Origin of the sequence: Agrobacterium sp. a22-2, assembly GCF_012276985.1 — a bacterium.
Classification (GTDB): Bacteria; Pseudomonadota; Alphaproteobacteria; order Rhizobiales; family Rhizobiaceae; genus Allorhizobium.
Genome location: NZ_JAAXMM010000004.1, coordinates 336,963 through 351,774 on the forward strand (window position 1 = coordinate 336,963; position 14,812 = coordinate 351,774).

General features: G+C 61.6%; 18 protein-coding genes. 11 read left to right on the forward strand and 7 right to left on the reverse strand.

Annotated features, from left to right (window positions below):
• Positions 1-124: 124 nt before the first annotated feature.
• Both HFC70_RS26775 and HFC70_RS08765 read left to right on the forward strand, forming a co-directional pair.
• On the forward strand, positions 125-286 hold the full coding sequence (locus tag HFC70_RS26775) for a hypothetical protein (RefSeq protein ID WP_210259191.1): 162 nt from the start codon (positions 125-127) through the stop codon (positions 284-286).
• 59 nt (positions 287-345) lie between these two features.
• The gene (locus tag HFC70_RS08765) at positions 346-1,536 is read left to right on the forward strand and encodes a cystathionine beta-lyase (RefSeq protein ID WP_168472846.1); all 1,191 of its coding nucleotides are present in this window, start codon (positions 346-348) and stop codon (positions 1,534-1,536) included.
• Positions 1,537-1,538: 2 nt separating this feature from the next.
• On the opposite strand, the gene HFC70_RS08770 is transcribed toward HFC70_RS08765, so the two are convergent.
• Together HFC70_RS08770 and HFC70_RS08775 are read right to left on the reverse strand one after the other, a co-directional pair.
• Complete coding sequence (locus tag HFC70_RS08770) at positions 1,539-2,702, reverse strand: FAD-dependent monooxygenase (RefSeq protein ID WP_168472847.1); 1,164 nt, start codon at positions 2,700-2,702, stop codon at positions 1,539-1,541.
• Between the two features lie 28 nt (positions 2,703-2,730).
• Complete coding sequence (locus HFC70_RS08775; RefSeq protein ID WP_168472848.1) at positions 2,731-2,976, reverse strand: zinc-finger domain-containing protein; 246 nt, start codon at positions 2,974-2,976, stop codon at positions 2,731-2,733.
• A 184-nt stretch (positions 2,977-3,160) separates the two neighbouring features.
• On the opposite strand from HFC70_RS08775, the gene HFC70_RS08780 reads away from it, so the two are divergent.
• Positions 3,161-3,943, forward strand: coding sequence for an alpha/beta fold hydrolase (locus tag HFC70_RS08780; protein WP_168472849.1), 783 nt, complete (start codon positions 3,161-3,163; stop codon positions 3,941-3,943).
• A gap of 37 nt (positions 3,944-3,980) precedes the next feature.
• On the opposite strand, the gene HFC70_RS08785 is transcribed toward HFC70_RS08780, so the two are convergent.
• Positions 3,981-4,784 carry an enoyl-CoA hydratase-related protein gene (locus HFC70_RS08785; RefSeq protein ID WP_168472850.1) on the reverse strand — a complete coding sequence of 268 codons (804 nt, stop codon included), beginning with the start codon at positions 4,782-4,784 and terminating at the stop codon, positions 3,981-3,983.
• A 75-nt stretch (positions 4,785-4,859) separates the two neighbouring features.
• Between HFC70_RS08785 and cysE the strand changes: the two genes are divergently transcribed.
• The 7 genes from cysE (at position 4,860) to HFC70_RS08820 (ending at position 10,866) form a co-directional block, all read left to right on the forward strand.
• Positions 4,860-5,702, forward strand: a complete 843-nt coding sequence (cysE, locus tag HFC70_RS08790; RefSeq protein WP_168472851.1) for a serine O-acetyltransferase — start codon at positions 4,860-4,862, stop codon at positions 5,700-5,702.
• A 94-nt stretch (positions 5,703-5,796) separates the two neighbouring features.
• Complete coding sequence (locus tag HFC70_RS08795) at positions 5,797-6,000, forward strand: DUF3126 family protein (protein ID WP_168472852.1); 204 nt, start codon at positions 5,797-5,799, stop codon at positions 5,998-6,000.
• Between the two features lie 248 nt (positions 6,001-6,248).
• Positions 6,249-6,599, forward strand: coding sequence for a phasin family protein (locus tag HFC70_RS08800; protein ID WP_168472853.1), 351 nt, complete (start codon positions 6,249-6,251; stop codon positions 6,597-6,599).
• 250 nt (positions 6,600-6,849) lie between these two features.
• Complete coding sequence (clpS, locus tag HFC70_RS08805; protein ID WP_168472854.1) at positions 6,850-7,197, forward strand: ATP-dependent Clp protease adapter ClpS; 348 nt, start codon at positions 6,850-6,852, stop codon at positions 7,195-7,197.
• A 10-nt stretch (positions 7,198-7,207) separates the two neighbouring features.
• The gene (gene clpA, locus HFC70_RS08810; RefSeq protein WP_168472855.1) at positions 7,208-9,703 is read left to right on the forward strand and encodes an ATP-dependent Clp protease ATP-binding subunit ClpA; all 2,496 of its coding nucleotides are present in this window, start codon (positions 7,208-7,210) and stop codon (positions 9,701-9,703) included.
• 72 nt (positions 9,704-9,775) lie between these two features.
• Positions 9,776-10,528, forward strand: coding sequence for an AzlC family ABC transporter permease (locus HFC70_RS08815; protein WP_246735687.1), 753 nt, complete (start codon positions 9,776-9,778; stop codon positions 10,526-10,528).
• A complete protein-coding gene (locus HFC70_RS08820) occupies positions 10,525-10,866 on the forward strand; it encodes an AzlD domain-containing protein (protein WP_168472856.1) in 342 nt (113 codons plus the stop codon). Before HFC70_RS08815 ends, HFC70_RS08820 begins: the two co-directional genes overlap by 4 nt.
• A gap of 3 nt (positions 10,867-10,869) precedes the next feature.
• Here HFC70_RS08820 and HFC70_RS08825 read toward each other — a convergent pair whose 3' ends face one another.
• From HFC70_RS08825 to HFC70_RS08840, 4 genes are all read right to left on the reverse strand, one after another.
• Positions 10,870-11,295: an HIT family protein gene (locus tag HFC70_RS08825; protein WP_168472857.1), complete on the reverse strand. Its 426-nt coding sequence runs from the start codon at positions 11,293-11,295 to the stop codon at positions 10,870-10,872.
• A 61-nt stretch (positions 11,296-11,356) separates the two neighbouring features.
• Complete coding sequence (locus HFC70_RS08830) at positions 11,357-12,550, reverse strand: GNAT family N-acetyltransferase (protein WP_168472858.1); 1,194 nt, start codon at positions 12,548-12,550, stop codon at positions 11,357-11,359.
• A complete protein-coding gene (locus tag HFC70_RS08835) occupies positions 12,547-13,278 on the reverse strand; it encodes a glycerophosphodiester phosphodiesterase (protein ID WP_168472859.1) in 732 nt (243 codons plus the stop codon). Before HFC70_RS08835 ends, HFC70_RS08830 begins: the two co-directional genes overlap by 4 nt.
• A complete protein-coding gene (locus HFC70_RS08840) occupies positions 13,275-13,745 on the reverse strand; it encodes a RidA family protein (protein WP_168472860.1) in 471 nt (156 codons plus the stop codon). Before HFC70_RS08840 ends, HFC70_RS08835 begins: the two co-directional genes overlap by 4 nt.
• Positions 13,746-13,863: 118 nt before the next feature.
• Between HFC70_RS08840 and HFC70_RS08845 the strand changes: the two genes are divergently transcribed.
• Positions 13,864-14,691, forward strand: a complete 828-nt coding sequence (locus HFC70_RS08845) for a cell envelope integrity EipB family protein (protein WP_168472861.1) — start codon at positions 13,864-13,866, stop codon at positions 14,689-14,691.
• The last annotated feature ends 121 nt before the right edge of the window (positions 14,692-14,812 follow it).

The following is a 14,812-nucleotide window of genomic DNA, read 5'->3' on the forward strand; positions in this document are numbered from 1 at the left end:
AACTGTTTTCTTTTCCATTCGACGGCGACCAATACGGGCCAAAGCCCAGCCACCTGCCTGCTCGCGGCCCTCCCGGTGCGAGCAGGCCTATCACAGTCTTAAATGGACGCAGGGTCAAGTGTTGATGCCGATAATTGAGGCGAAACGGATAAATTCGGAAAAAGCGGTTGAAAAACAGGCAGAAAATGTTGAATTAGTCACGGCTTTGATTAAAAAAAGGACGTTTGCAAGCGCTTTGGACAGCGATTTCAACCGTGCCGAACAGTCCAGACAAGGCTTGACCTGACTGGCACGGGCCGTCACAAATCGGGCTTCGAACCTCGCCATGAAAGGCCATCTTACAAAATGAAAGACAGGAAAGAACTGCTGGCCGGCGCCGGCACGGATACGCGGCTTTGCCATATCGGTTACGACCCGTCGAGCTATCACGGTTTCGTCAATCCGCCGGTCGTGCATGCTTCGACGGTGCTGTTTCCCAACGTCAAGACGATGGAGACGCGGGGACAGAAATACACTTACGGAACCCGTGGAACACCGACCACCGATGCGCTATGCGAGGCGATCGACGAGTTGGAAGGTTCGGCGGGCACGATCCTCGTCCCTTCGGGCCTTGCCGCGATTACCGTGCCGTTCCTGGCGTTCCTGTCGCCGGGTGACCATGCGCTGATCGTCGATTCGGTCTATTCGCCCTGCCGGCATTTCTGCGACACCATGCTGACGCGGCTCGGCGTCGAGGTCGAATATTACGATCCGACGGTGGGTGCCGGGATCGAGGCGCTGATCAAGCCGAATACCAGACTGGTGCATACCGAGGCGCCGGCGTCCAACACGTTCGAGATGCAGGATATCGGCGCGATTTCGGCCGCCGCCCACAGGCACGGCTGCGTCGTCACCATGGACAATACCTGGGCCACGCCGCTCTATTTCCGGCCGCTCGATTTCGGCGTCGATATTTCCATGCATGCGGCGACGAAATATCCCTCGGGCCATTCCGATATCCTGATGGGCACGGTTTCGGCCAATGCCAAGCACTGGCAGCGGTTGCAGGAAGCCAATATCACGCTCGGCATCTGCGGCACGCCGGACGATTCCTACCAGATCCTGCGCGGCCTGCGCACCATGAACCTGCGGCTGGAGCATCATAACAGAAGCGCCCTGTCGGTTGCCAGCTGGCTGGAAGGCCACCGCGATGTCGCCCGCGTGCTGCATCCGGCGCTGCCGAGCTTTCCGGGACACGAGATCTGGAAGCGCGACTTCAAGGGGGCGAGCGGCATCTTTTCCTTCGTGCTTGCCGTCGACGAACCGACACAATTCAAGCCGAAGGCGCGGGCGTTCCTGGATGCGCTGCGTATTTTCGGGCTGGGTTATTCCTGGGGCGGCTACGAGAGCCTGGCGGTGATGGTCAATCTTGACGACCGCCGGATCTGCAAGGCGCCGACCGACGGACCGGTGATCCGGCTGCAGATCGGCCTGGAAAATGTCGAGGATATCGTCGCCGATCTTGAAGGCGGCTTTGCCGCGGCCGCGGCCATCTGATCTCAGCCTTTGGCGCGATAGCCGTAGAGCCAGTCCAGATCCTTGGCCAGGCTCTGCGGCGAGCGCAGCGACAGGACGAGATCACGCCCGAGCCGGATCGGGCCGCGGGCGTGATAGGCGAATTTGTTGAAGGCGCCGCGGTTGCGCACCCGCGCGGCGCGGGCCTGCCGGACGCTTTCGTAGGCGGCAAGCGCCTGGGGCAGGGGCTGCGTGGCGACAAACCCGGAAAGTTCGAACGCATCCTCGATGGCCATGGCCGCACCCTGGGCGGCAAAGGGCATCATCGCATGGGCCGCATCGCCGATCAGCACCGTATCCCTGCCGTTTTGCCAGCGACCTGGCCTCGCCTGATAGAGCGGCCAGAGGTTGGGGCGCTCGGCAAGGTCGAGCAGGTCGCGGATTTCCCGATTCCAACCACTGAATTGACCGGCCAGCCCGGCGCGCTGGGCCGTTGTCCCCTCGGCAAGGAAGGTCTCTCCCGGGCTAATGCCGGCGGCGATCGCCACGATGTTGAAGCCGCCGATCTCCTTCAAGGGATAGCAGACCAGATGGGTCCGCGGTCCGAGAAAGGCGGTAACGCTGTGCCTGTCCAGAAAGGCCGGCGCCTGGTCGCCGGGAATGGTGAAACGCCAGGCGATGTTGCCGGAAAAGGCAACGCTCGGGCTGCCGGGAATGCGGGCTCGCAGACGCGACCATGCGCCGTCGGCGCCCACCAGCAGGTCGGGCGAACCCGGCATGTCAGCGAGCATCTGGTCGGCGGCCGCCGTCTCTATCCGATGCCCGAGGTCGAGCCGGCAGAGCGGGTTGCGCAGCACCGCGGTCAGCAAGGCCTGCTGCAAGGTGGCGCGGTGGACGACGCCGTAAGGGGCTCCCCAGCGTTCACGGGCAAAGGTTCCGGCCGGAATGGAGGCCAAGGATTTGAGCGATACGCCCGAAACGAGACGGATGTGGTCCGGCTCGAACCAGTGCTGTTCGAGCTCTTCCAGGACGCCGAGCTGGCGCAGGATCCGCGATGCATTGGGAGACATCTGCAAACCGGCGCCGACCTCGCCGAGCTGGGGTGCCTGCTCGAAAATATGAGACGAAATTCCATGCCGTGCAAGCGACAGGGCGGCGGTCAGGCCGGCCATGCCGGCGCCGACAATCACCGCGGTCTTGATGGACATGATCTTGCCAATCGCAATGGCTGACGGGTCAGGCGGCCTTGATGTGGAAGATGCAGCCCGGCGGATTGGTTTGTTCGGCCTTCAGCGCCCCATTGTAGCGGTAGAGCGTCGAGCAGTAGGAACAGACCTTTTCGGTGTCGTGGCCAAGGTCGATGAAGATGTGCGGATGATCGAAGGGCGCGGATGCGCCCGTGCACATGAACTCCTTGACGCCGATTTCGATGACCTGGTGCCCGCCGTCGTTCTGGAAGTGGGGAATGGTATGGCCGGCCATGCGTGCGTCTCCGAATGCTTCATTGTTGCGGCGGACATTATCGCCGTTCCTTTAAAATGTGTAGAGCCAAACACAGGATGAACCCACAGAAAATCGTGGGCTGCGGGGTTTGACCGCAGGGCATCAATCAATATTGTGCCGGCCAACGCTTCTTCTTCCCTCTCCTTGCATGCGGATCGACCTGATGAACCTGACAGCACCGGCGTTTTCCCTCTTTTACCACGATGGGCTGCAACTGGCCTATTTCGACGAAGGAGACCCGCTCGGCCTGCCGGTGCTGCTGATCCACGGCTTCGCCTCGACGGCGGTAGTCAACTGGGTTCATCCGGGATGGCTGAAGACCCTGGGTGATGCCGGCTACCGGGTGATCGGAATCGACAATCGCGGCCATGGAGCCAGCGACCGGCCCCATGATGCCGATGCCTATTATCCCTCGCTGATGGCGGCGGATGCGGCGGCTCTGCTCACTCATCTCGGCATCGACCGGGCCCATGTCATGGGCTATTCCATGGGCGCCCGCATCTCGGCTTTCATGGCCATGGAGCATCCGCACCGCCTGCGTTCGCTTGTGCTGGGCGGCCTTGGCATCGGTCTTTGCGACGGGGTCGGCGACTGGGATCCGATCGCCGAGGCGCTGCTGGCGCCGTCGCTGTCCGACGTCACTCATGAGCGTGGCCGCATGTTTCGCGCCTTTGCCGAACAGACCCGCAGCGACCGTTTTGCGCTGGCCGCCTGCATTCAGACGTCGAGGGTTCTAGTCGACCGTGCCGATATCGCCAAGGTGGACCTGCCGACGCTGATCGCGGTCGGCACCAAGGACGATATTGCCGGGTCCGGGCAGGAGCTGGCGGCGCTGATGCCCCATGCGACGGCCATCGATATTCCGGACCGCGACCACATGCTGGCCGTCGGTGATCGAGTGTTCAAGAAGGCGGTGCTCGAATTCTATCGGGAGGTCGGCAACTGAGCCGACCGCCGGCGCACCTGTCCATCGATCACGCCCGTCAGCGACCGGTGAAAACCGGCTTGCGACGTTCGGTAAAAGCGGCGCGGCCTTCGGCGTAGTCGGCACTGTCGAAGGTGGCGGCACCGATCACTTCGGCCTCGCGCAGCAGGTCGTCGTCGTGCTGCAGGGCGGCGCGCAGGGCCAGCTTCGAAGCCTGGACCGACAGAGGTGCATTCTCGGCGATGGTCTGGGCCAGCGAAAAGGCGGCGGCATCGAGTGCGTCTGCTGCCACCAGTTCGAGCAGGAAGCCGCTGCTGAGCAATTCCGCTGCCTTCATCGGCTGGCCGGTGAACAGCGCCTTGCGAGTTAGCTGGATCCCAAGCGACTGGACGAAATCCTGGATGGCATCGGCCGGATAGGCAAGGCCCAGCCGGGCGGCGGGCACGGCAAAGATGGCGGTCTCGTCGGCGATGCGGATGTCGCAGGCGGCCGCCAGTCCAAAACCGCCGCCGTAGCAGATGCCGCGAATGGCGGCGATCACCGGTACGCGCGCATCGCGGATGGCGGCAAAGGCGGCACTGTTCTGCGCCTCATAGACGCGGGCGGTGGCGGCATCCTTGCGCACTGCGGGAAACTCGGAAATATCGGCACCGGCGCTGAAATCCTGGTGCCCGGCACCAGTCAGCACGATGGCGCGCGCCCGGCCATCGGCCGTCAACCAATGGATCGCTTCGGGGATAGCCCGCCACATGGCCGCCGACAGCGCGTTCTTGCGTTGCGGATTGTCGATGACCAGAACACCGCCGCCGTCTTGGCTGGCGGCGCGAAGGGCGCCCCCGGCGAAATCGCATGTGTGCTTCATTGGCAATTGGCCCATTTATGTTGTTTCAAGGATACTCTATATAATAGAACCGTTGCCCACTTGAGGAGATCGACGATGGCCGCAAAGACCGAATACCTGCTTGGCGAGCACGTCAAGTCGATGGACCCGATCTGGGACAGCGTGAAGAACGAGGCGCGCGTCGCGGCTGATCGTGATCCGATGCTGGCGGCCTTCTTCCATTCGACCGTGCTCAGTCATCGATCGTTGGAGGAGTGCGTCATCTACCGGATCTGCGAGCGTCTCGATCACAGCGACGTTCCGGCGACCGTGCTGCGTCAGGCCTTTGAGGAGATGTCGGCGGACTGGTCGGAGTGGAGTGCCATTCTTCGGGTCGACATCCAGGCGGTCTATGACCGAGACCCCGCCTGCACCCGCTTCCTGGAACCGGTCCTCTATTTCAAGGGTTTCCATGCGATCCAGACTCATCGGCTGGCGCATTGGCTTTGGAGCTGCGGGCGGCGCGATTTCGCTCTCTACCTGCAGAGCCGTTCATCGAACATCTTTCAGACCGACATCAATCCGGCCGCCCGGATCGGCAAAGGCATTTTCCTCGACCATGCGACCGGCCTGGTGGTCGGTGAAACGGCGCGGATCGGCGACAATGTCTCGATCTTGCACGGGGTGACGCTGGGCGGAACCGGCAAGGAGGGCAGCGACCGCCATCCGAAGATCGGCGACGGCGTTCTGATCGGGGCCGGCGCGAAGGTCTTGGGGAACATCGAAGTGGGCAGTTGCTCTCGTATCGCTGCCGGTTCGGTCGTGCTGAAACCCGTTCCCAAATGCACGACGGTCGCCGGGGTGCCCGCACGGGTGGTGGGCGAGGCCGGCTGTGCCGAGCCGGCCCGGTCGATGGACCAGATGCTGCAGGACTCGATGGACCAGAAGCTTCAGGGCTGAGTTCAAGACGACGAGAATGTCCCTGGCCGTCTTTACAGGCGGGTTTAGCCCATGCGACAAGCGGCGCGATTTGAATCGCGGATGGAGAATTCTCGTGAAACCAGAAGAAATCAAGAAACTGGATGCCTATTTCAAGCGCATGTTCGGTTCGACCATGGTGGTGAAGGCGCGGCCTCGCAAGGACGATTCCGCCGAAGTCTACCTCGGAGACGAATTTCTCGGCATCGTCTTCCGCGACGATGAAGATGGCGATCTGTCGTTCAATTTTTCGATGGCCATCCTGGACGTCGATCTTTAAGTCCTGCGCTTTCCTATCGCAAAATCGCTACGCATTATTTGCGTGGCATGGGTTAAGCCTTCGGTTGTCTCCGGCTGCTGATATATCTTTTCGATAACAATGCGAAAGGGCTGGCACCACGGTGCCAGCCCTTGCTTTTGGTCAAAAATGCAACCACTGGGCGATAGTGCAGCGCACAAAAACAATTGACATTTTTTGTGCAATTGCTATCTGTATTAGCACTTCAACTGGGCAGAAGGAGTGCTGGCATGTTCAATTTCGATGAAGCCAACAAGAAGGGCAAGGAAGCCATGGACACCATGATGAAGAGCTATTCGGAGGTGGCGAAAGGCTTCCAGGCGATCGCCGCCGAGGCCTCTGAATACTCGAAGAAGTCGTTTCAGGACCTGACGTCCTTCATGGAATCCCTGTCGGGCGTCAAGAGCGTCGAGACGGCCCTGGAACTGCAGTCGGGCTATATGAAGTCATCCTACGAGACCTTCGTTTCCGAGGCGACCAAGATGAGCGAAATGTATGCCGATCTCGCCAAGACCGTTTACAAGCCGTACGAAGCGCCGATCGCCAAGTCGACCGGCATGACCATGTCGACTGCCGCCTGAGGCATTTACAGCCACTCATTTCGGCAGAAATGCTGGGGACCGGTCGCGGCAGCGTGACCGGTCCTTTTATTTTGCGCCGTTTGGGGCGGTTTTGCGGGCTTTGTCGGGCCTGCGGATGCAATTCTGTTTGCACTGCGCCGCAGGGGGCTTAAAATCACCGCAGAATGAACTACCTTAGTGGACTGAGCGTTCGCCTGGGAGAATCGCCTTTCATCAATGGCTGGGCTGGACGATTGGAGAATAGACTGAAATGATCGCCGAACCGGTCTTAATGCAAAACCAGCAGGACGGAGACAATGCCAATCGCGGCACCTCCGTCATCACGCGCACCAAGGCCAAGACCAAGAAACCCAATTTGTACCGCGTTCTGATTCTCAATGACGATTACACGCCGATGGATTTCGTCATCCATATTCTGGAGCGTTTTTTCCAGAAGGACCGGGAAGCGGCGACACGTATCATGCTGCATGTGCACAACCACGGGGTGGGGGAGTGCGGCGTGTTTACCTACGAAGTCGCTGAAACGAAGGTAAGCCAAGTCATGGATTTCGCCAGGCAGCACGAGCACCCGCTGCAATGCGTCATGGAAAAGAAATGAGGAATTGACCGTGCCAACATTTTCTCCCAGCCTCGAAAAGGCCCTCCATCAGGCACTCACATACGCCAACGAGCGGCATCACGAATATGCCACGCTCGAGCATCTGCTTTTGGCTCTGATCGACGATGCCGATGCGGCTGCGGTCATGGGTGCCTGCAATGTCAATCTCGACTCGCTGCGCAAGACCGTCAGCGACTATGTCGACAACGAACTCGCCAATCTGGTGACCGGCTACGACGAGGACTCAAAGCCGACCTCCGGCTTCCAGCGCGTCATTCAGCGGGCCGTCATCCACGTGCAATCGTCCGGTCGCGAAGAAGTGACCGGCGCCAATGTGCTGGTGGCGATCTTCGCCGAGCGCGAAAGCCATGCGGCCTATTTCCTGCAGGAGCAGGAAATGACCCGCTATGACGCCGTCAACTACATTTCGCATGGTATCGGCAAGCGTCCCGGCACCACCCAGACCCGCACGCCGCGCGGCGTCGAGGAAGGCGAAAGCGATGCCAAGCAGGCGCGCGAACAGGACGAGGGCTCGGCCAAGAAACAGCCGGAAGCCCTGAAGGCCTATTGCGTCAACTTGAACGAAAAGGCGAAGTCCGGCCGCATCGATCCGCTGATCGGTCGCCATAACGAGGTGAACCGCACCATCCAGGTGCTGTGCCGTCGTTCCAAGAACAATCCGCTCTATGTTGGCGATCCCGGCGTCGGCAAGACGGCGATCGCCGAAGGTCTGGCCAAGCGCATCGTCGAGGGCAAGGTGCCCGACGCGTTGAAGGATGCGACGATCTTCTCGCTCGACATGGGCACGCTTCTGGCCGGCACCCGCTATCGTGGCGATTTCGAAGAGCGCTTGAAGCAAGTCGTCAAGGAACTTGAGGACTATCCAGGCGCCGTGCTGTTCATCGACGAGATCCATACGGTGATCGGCGCCGGTGCGACGTCGGGCGGTGCGATGGATGCGTCCAACCTGCTGAAGCCGGCTCTGTCGTCGGGGGCGATCCGCTGCGTCGGTTCGACCACCTACAAGGAATACCGCCAGTTCTTCGAAAAGGACCGGGCGCTGGTACGGCGCTTCCAGAAGATCGACGTCAACGAGCCGTCGATCGAGGATGCGATCGAGATCATGAAGGGCCTGAAGCCCTATTTCGAGGAGTATCACAAGCTTCGCTATTCCAACGAGGCGATCAAGTCGGCCGTCGAACTGTCGGCCCGCTACATCAACGACCGCAAGCTGCCGGACAAGGCGATCGACGTGATCGACGAGACCGGTGCGGCGCAGATGCTTCTGCCGGCCTCCAAGCGGCGCAAGCTGATCACCGAGCGGGAAATCGAAGCGACGATCGCCACCATGGCCCGCATTCCGGCCAAGACCGTCTCCAAGGACGACGAGATGGTTCTCGCCAATCTGGAGAAGGAATTGCGCTCGGTCGTCTACGGCCAGGACGCCGCGATCGAAGCCCTGTCGACATCGATCAAGCTGGCGCGTGCCGGCTTGCGCGAGCCCAACAAGCCGATCGGCTGCTATGTGTTCTCCGGTCCGACCGGCGTCGGCAAGACCGAAGTGGCAAAGCAGCTCGCCGCCTCTCTGGGCGTCGAACTGCAGCGCTTCGACATGTCGGAATACATGGAGCGTCATACGGTTTCGCGTCTGCTCGGGGCGCCTCCCGGCTATGTCGGCTTCGACCAGGGTGGCCTGCTGACCGACGGCGTCGACCAGCATCCGCATTCTGTGGTGTTGCTCGACGAAATCGAGAAGGCCCATCCGGATATCTACAACATCCTGTTGCAGGTCATGGACCATGGCTCGCTGACCGACCACAACGGCAAGAAGATCGACTTCCGCAATGTCATCCTGATCATGACGACCAATGCGGGCGCGTCGGAAATGGCAAAGTCCGCCATCGGCTTCGGCTCGTCCAAGCGCACCGGCGAAGACGAGGAGGCGCTCAACCGCCTGTTCACGCCGGAATTCCGCAACCGGCTCGATGCGACGATCGCCTTCGCACCGCTGCCGACCGACGTGATCCACAAGGTCGTGCAGAAGTTCGTGATGCAGCTGGAAGCGCAACTGTCCGAGCGCGGCGTCACCTTCGACCTGTCGCCGGAAGCGATCGCCTGGCTTGCGGAACGCGGGTATGACGAAAAGATGGGTGCGCGGCCGCTGTCGCGCGTCATCCAGGAACACATCAAGAAGCCGCTTGCCAACGAGATCCTGTTCGGCAAGCTGAAGAAGGGTGGCCTGGTCAAGGTCGGCGTCGTAACCAAGGATGACGGATCGACGGATCTGCATCTGGAAGCGTTTTCCGATGCGCAGCCGGTCAAGCCGAAGCCGGAAGTCGAGCTGCTGGCCGAGGATCACGACGAGCTGGCGACCATCACCAAGCCGAAGCGCAAGGCGAAAGCCAAGGCGGCCGTCGTGGTTGAGGCAATCGCCGATGAGCCGAAGGCCGACGCAGAGGCACCGCGCAAACGCAGCGCCGTGCCCAAGGTGCCGAAGAAGAAGTAAGCCGAAGGGCTTCGAGACAATCAGTGCCGGGTCAAAGCCCGGCACTTTCTTTTTGTTCATTGCGGAAGTGCGATGTCTGTCGAAATCGAAGAGCGTTCCGCCGGCTTCTGGTTCGTGCGCGGCATGGGGGGCATTTTCTCGCTGCCGGCCCTGATCCTGATGGTCTCGTTTGTCGGCTTCAGCGCCTATGCCTTCGAGGCCGGCCTGACCCGCGGCGAGGCGGTATTCATGACGGTGACCATCTGGGCGCTGCCGGCCAAGATGATCCTGGTCGGCATGATGGCCAGTGGTGCCAATATCGCCGCCTGCTTCCTCGCCGTCACGCTGTCGTCGATCCGCATGATGCCGATGGTGGCGTCCCTGATGCCGGAAATCCGTACGGAAAAGACCCCGACCTGGGTCCTGCTCTTCCTGTCGCATTTCATCGCCATCACCGCCTGGGTATTTGCCATGCAGCATATCGGCGCCGTGCCGCGCGAGCGCCGGGTCGCCTATTTCGCTGGCTTCGGCATGACGCTGACGCTCACCAATACGGCGCTTGTCGCCTTCTGCTATGGCCTCGTGGCGAGTTTTCCGCCGCTTGTCGCCGCCGCGCTGTTTTTTCTGACGCCGGTCTATTTCGTCGCTTCGATCTGGGCGACGGCCCGCCAGACGGTGGTGAAAATTGCCTTTGCTATCGGCATTGTCGCCGGCCCGCTGTTTGCAGTCCTGACGCCGGGGCTCGATATCCTGATTGCCGGCATCGGCGGCGGAACGCTTGCCTATCTGATCGATCGCTTCGCGATACGCGGACGCAATCGTTCGGAAGGGGAGGTTCAGCGATGATTGCCGAGTGGTGGCCCTATATCGTGATCATCGTCGCCGGCTGGCTGGCGACCGATCTCTGGCGCTGGCTGGGGGTCGTGACCGGCAACCGGCTGCGGGAAGATTCCGAGGCCCTCACCTGGGTCAAGGCGGTCGCCACCGCACTGGTCATGGCGGTGACGGCCAAGCTCATCGTCTTTCCGAGCGGCACACTGGAAGCTTCGCCGCTGTGGCTGCGCCTGGCGGCGGCGGGCCTGGGTTTCGTGGCCTTCCTTCTGGCTGGCCAGCGCGTGGCGGTCGGTGTCGGGGTCTCGCTGCTGCTGCTGGTCGCCGGGCTTTACGGGCTCGACGTCCAATAGCGCTTAAAGCGCTGCCTTGATCTTCTCGGCATGAGCCGTCAGCACGGCAATGTCTTCCATCGTGCCGGAATGCGGCTTCAGGGGCAGGCCTTCATGGCGCGGCACGACGTGGAAATGCAGGTGGTAGACCGTCTGGCCGGCCGCCGGTTCGTTGAACTGCGCGACATAGACGCCATCGGCCTCGAAGGCCTCCTTGGCTGCCACGGCCAGCTTCTGCACCACGGGAAGCAGTTTGGCCAGAACCGCCGGATCGGCATCCAGCAGGTTGCGCGAGCCGATCTTGGGGATGACCAGCAGATGGCCGGGCGCCTGCGGCATGACATCCATGAAAGCCAGCGTGTCCTCGTCCTCGTAGAGCTTGACGGAGGGGATCTCGCCTTTCAGGATCTTGGCGAAGATGTTGTTGGGGTCGTAGGCGCTGCTTGTCATCGGATGTCTCCTCGTTTTCGGCTCTACATACGGCTTCACGCAGCCCTGGATCAAGGCTTCGTCAGTCTTCGTCCTGCTGCTGACGTTCGCCTTTGCGGAAGGGCGTATGCTCGCTCAGGTATTCGCCGATCTGCTCGACCTCTTCGCGCTCGCGCTGCAGATAATCGGCAATCGCATTGCGCAGTCCGGGATGGGCGATGAAATGGGCGGAATGGGTGGTGACGGGCTGGTAGCCGCGCGCCAGCTTGTGTTCGCCCTGCGCGCCGGCCTCGACGCGCTTCAGGCCTCTGGATAACGCGAAGTCGATGGCCTGATGGTAACAGACCTCGAAATGCAGGAAAGGATGGTCCTCGATACAGCCCCAGTGCCGGCCATAGAGCGCATCGGAGCCGATGAAATTGATGGCGCCGGCGACATAGCGGCCATTGCGTTTGGCCATGACCAGCAGAATGTCATCGGCCATGCGTTCGCCGACCAGGGAATAGAAGGCCCGCGTCAGGTATGGCTTGCCCCATTTGCGGCTGCCGGTGTCCATGTAGAAGGCGAAGAACTGGTCCCAGATCTCCTCGGTCAGGTCCTTGCCGGTCAGCCAGTCGATCGACAAGCCGTTTTCGAGCGCGGCGCGGCGTTCCTTGCGCAGGGCCTTGCGCTTGCGCGATGCCAGCGTCTCGAGGAAGGCCTCGTGATCGGCATAGCCCTGATTGATGAAGTGAAACTGCTGGTCGGTGCGGTGCAGGAAGCCGGCATCCTCGAAGGCGTAGAGTTCGTTGTCGGGCAGGAAGGTGGCATGGGCCGAGGAGATCTTCAGCTCGCGCGTCACCTGCTGGAGACCTGCCGCCAGTAGCGCCTGGGTCGAGCGCATGTCCTGGCCGTCTGCCACCATCAGCCGCGGCCCGGTGGCGGGCGTGAAGGGAATGGAACATTGCAGCTTGGGATAATAGCTGCCGCCGGCCCGTTCAAAGGCATCGGCCCAGCCCTGGTCGAAGACATATTCGCCGCGGCTGTGGTTCTTCATGTAGCAGGGCAGGGCGCCGAGCAGGTCACCCGCCGCGTTCTCCATCAGCAGGTGATGGCCGAGCCAGCCGGTTTCCAGCGTCGCCGAGCCTGATTCCTCCAGCGACGACAGATAGGCGTGGGAGTTGAACGGATTGTAGGGCGAGGAAGACCGCGTGGCGGCGCCCGAAAGCGTCGCCCAGCGGTCTGCCGGGATGGTCTTGAAGGATCGCTCGATGCGGATGGTGACGTCTTGTCTCATGCGGTCGCGGTCTGGCTCTCCCTCGGGTCGAAACCCTCGAATGTCATCTGGTCGGCATGCTCATAGGTCCGGGCACGCATCGGTTCGTCGCGCACGGTCCAGGTAATCACCGGAATGCCGCGGGCGCGCTCGGCGGTGATGAAGCTGTTGGGCAGATGGGCCACGGCATAGGAGATGAAGTCGAGCCCGAGCTTCATGGCCTTTTCATGGGCAACGAAGTCTTCCGGCTTGATGCCTTCCGCCGTCAGGCCGACGGGATAAGGGCAATCCTGGGCCTTCAGGTCTTTCAGCAGATGAGCATCGAAGCTCATCAGCGCCACCGGCCCCTGATAGCCCTTCAACACCTCAAGCACGTCTTCGGCAAAGCCTTCGTCGTCGGCGCCGCGGCCTTTCAGTTCGAGGACCAGCGGCACGCGGCCCTTGGTCAGGTCCAGCAATTGCCTGAGCGTCGGGATCTTGTCGGCGGTCGCGCCGACCGACATGAGCTTCAGTTCGCCCGAGGTCTTGGCCCGCACGTCGCCCTTGATGCCGCACAGCCGCTCCATGTCGTCATCGTGGAAGACGACCGGCACGCCGTCGGAGGCATATTGCAGGTCGCATTCGATGGCAAAACCGGCATCGATGGCGCGTGCGAAGGCGGAAAGCGTGTTTTCCCATACGGTCTTGTTGCAGTCGTGGAAGCCGCGATGGGCGATCGGCTGGGCCGTCAGCCAGGAGAGGTCGGTCATAGGGCGATCTCGATGATGGCGTCGATCTCGACGGCGGCATTGAGCGGCAGGGCGGCCATGCCGACGGCGGCGCGCGCATGCTTGCCGGCCTCGCCCAGCACGGCGGCGATCAGGTTCGAGGCGCCGTTGAGGACCAGGTGCTGTTCGGTAAAGGTCGGCGCGGAGGCGACGAAGCCGTTCAGCTTGATGACCCGGACGATGCGCTCCAGCTTGCCGTCCAGGGCGGCTTTTGCTTGAGCGAGAATGTTGATCGCGCACAGTTCGGCGGCGCGCTGGGCAGCGGACAATTCGACGTCCTGGCCGACGATTCCCGTCACGGCGATCTTGCCGTTTTCCATCGGCAACTGGCCGGAGAGATAGAGCAGATTGCCGCTGATGACGTAAGGAACATAGTTTGCGGCAGGCGCTGCTGCCACGGGCAGAGTGACGCCCAGCGCGCTCAGGCGGCTATCGATGGTATCGGACATTTTCGCATCCCGGATTGATTGTAAAACTGGTAGGAATATTGCATTCAAGGCAATCGCGCCTCGCTTTTGCCCCGACTGTTCATATAGCATCAAAGGCCGAACCAACAGGAGATATTGAATGCTGCGGTCGAGCTTTGCCGCTGTTCTGGCCCTTTCTGCCGCTGCCGTCGGCCCGGCATCCGGGCTTGCAGCTCCTGTCGCGGCGCAAGGTCTGGCGCCGCATCGTGCCATCTATGATATCGAGCTCAAGGAAGCCTCGGAACAGTCCGGCATCGAAAGCATGCGCGGCCGCATGGTCTATGAATTCAACGGCTCGCAATGCACGGGCTATACGACCAGCTTCCGATTCGTGACCGAGATCGAGAGCGGCGAAGAGGTCAGCGTGACCGACCAGCAGATCAAGACCTTCGAGGACCTGGTGACGCGCCGATTCGATTTCGATTCGAAATCCTACACCGACGACAAGCTCGACAAGGGCGTCCGGGGCGCGGCGGTGGTGGCCGGCAGCGGCATCAAGGTCGAGTTGAAGGAACCGGCCTCGCGCAATGTCGAACTTGCCGACGCCAAATTTCCGGCCGCGCATATGGTCGACCTGATCCGCCAGGCCCGCAAAGGCGCGCGGTTCTTCGAGGCGCGCATCTTCGACGGTACGGAGGATGGCGACAAGAGCTACCTGACCACGACGATCGTCGGGCGGTTGGAAGCCTCGAAGGGTGGCGATAAGACCGGTATCGTCGAAAAGACGCTGGCCGGCGCATCCTACTGGCCGGTCTCGATTGCCTATTTCGACGACAAGGCGATCGGCGACCAGCTGCCGGTCTATACCCAGTCCTTCAAGCTCTACGACAATGGTGTCACCCGCGACCTGACGCTGGACTACGGCGATATCGTGCTCAGCGGTCGGCTCGCCCAGCTTGAGATGCTCGAGGCCGCCGGCTGCAAGTGATTGTGTCCGGACGACGCTTGCCGGCGGCAAGGCCGCATTTGTTCGGCAATATGCCTTGATTTCCTGTCGGATTGGCTATATGGCCAGCCGCATTCCACACGCGTGGCTTGGGACTGTTCGG

Bases quoted from the DNA above. Each gene is read 5' to 3' on its own strand.
- HFC70_RS08820 (WP_168472856.1), top strand. From the start codon at position 10,525: ATGATTGCCGAGTGGTGGCCCTATATCGTGATCATCGTCGCCGGCTGG.
- HFC70_RS26775 (WP_210259191.1), top strand. From the start codon at position 125: ATGCCGATAATTGAGGCGAAACGGATAAATTCGGAAAAAGCGGTTGAA.
- HFC70_RS08830 (WP_168472858.1), bottom strand. From the start codon at position 12,550: ATGAGACAAGACGTCACCATCCGCATCGAGCGATCCTTCAAGACCATC.
- HFC70_RS08780 (WP_168472849.1), top strand. From the start codon at position 3,161: ATGAACCTGACAGCACCGGCGTTTTCCCTCTTTTACCACGATGGGCTG.
- HFC70_RS08800 (WP_168472853.1), top strand. From the start codon at position 6,249: ATGTTCAATTTCGATGAAGCCAACAAGAAGGGCAAGGAAGCCATGGAC.
- HFC70_RS08775 (WP_168472848.1), bottom strand. From the start codon at position 2,976: ATGGCCGGCCATACCATTCCCCACTTCCAGAACGACGGCGGGCACCAG.
- cysE (WP_168472851.1), top strand. From the start codon at position 4,860: ATGGCCGCAAAGACCGAATACCTGCTTGGCGAGCACGTCAAGTCGATG.
- HFC70_RS08840 (WP_168472860.1), bottom strand. From the start codon at position 13,745: ATGTCCGATACCATCGATAGCCGCCTGAGCGCGCTGGGCGTCACTCTG.
- HFC70_RS08835 (WP_168472859.1), bottom strand. From the start codon at position 13,278: ATGACCGACCTCTCCTGGCTGACGGCCCAGCCGATCGCCCATCGCGGC.
- HFC70_RS08815 (WP_246735687.1), top strand. From the start codon at position 9,776: ATGTCTGTCGAAATCGAAGAGCGTTCCGCCGGCTTCTGGTTCGTGCGC.
- HFC70_RS08770 (WP_168472847.1), bottom strand. From the start codon at position 2,702: ATGTCCATCAAGACCGCGGTGATTGTCGGCGCCGGCATGGCCGGCCTG.
- HFC70_RS08785 (WP_168472850.1), bottom strand. From the start codon at position 4,784: ATGAAGCACACATGCGATTTCGCCGGGGGCGCCCTTCGCGCCGCCAGC.
- HFC70_RS08765 (WP_168472846.1), top strand. From the start codon at position 346: ATGAAAGACAGGAAAGAACTGCTGGCCGGCGCCGGCACGGATACGCGG.
- HFC70_RS08825 (WP_168472857.1), bottom strand. From the start codon at position 11,295: ATGACAAGCAGCGCCTACGACCCCAACAACATCTTCGCCAAGATCCTG.
- HFC70_RS08845 (WP_168472861.1), top strand. From the start codon at position 13,864: ATGCTGCGGTCGAGCTTTGCCGCTGTTCTGGCCCTTTCTGCCGCTGCC.
- clpS (WP_168472854.1), top strand. From the start codon at position 6,850: ATGATCGCCGAACCGGTCTTAATGCAAAACCAGCAGGACGGAGACAAT.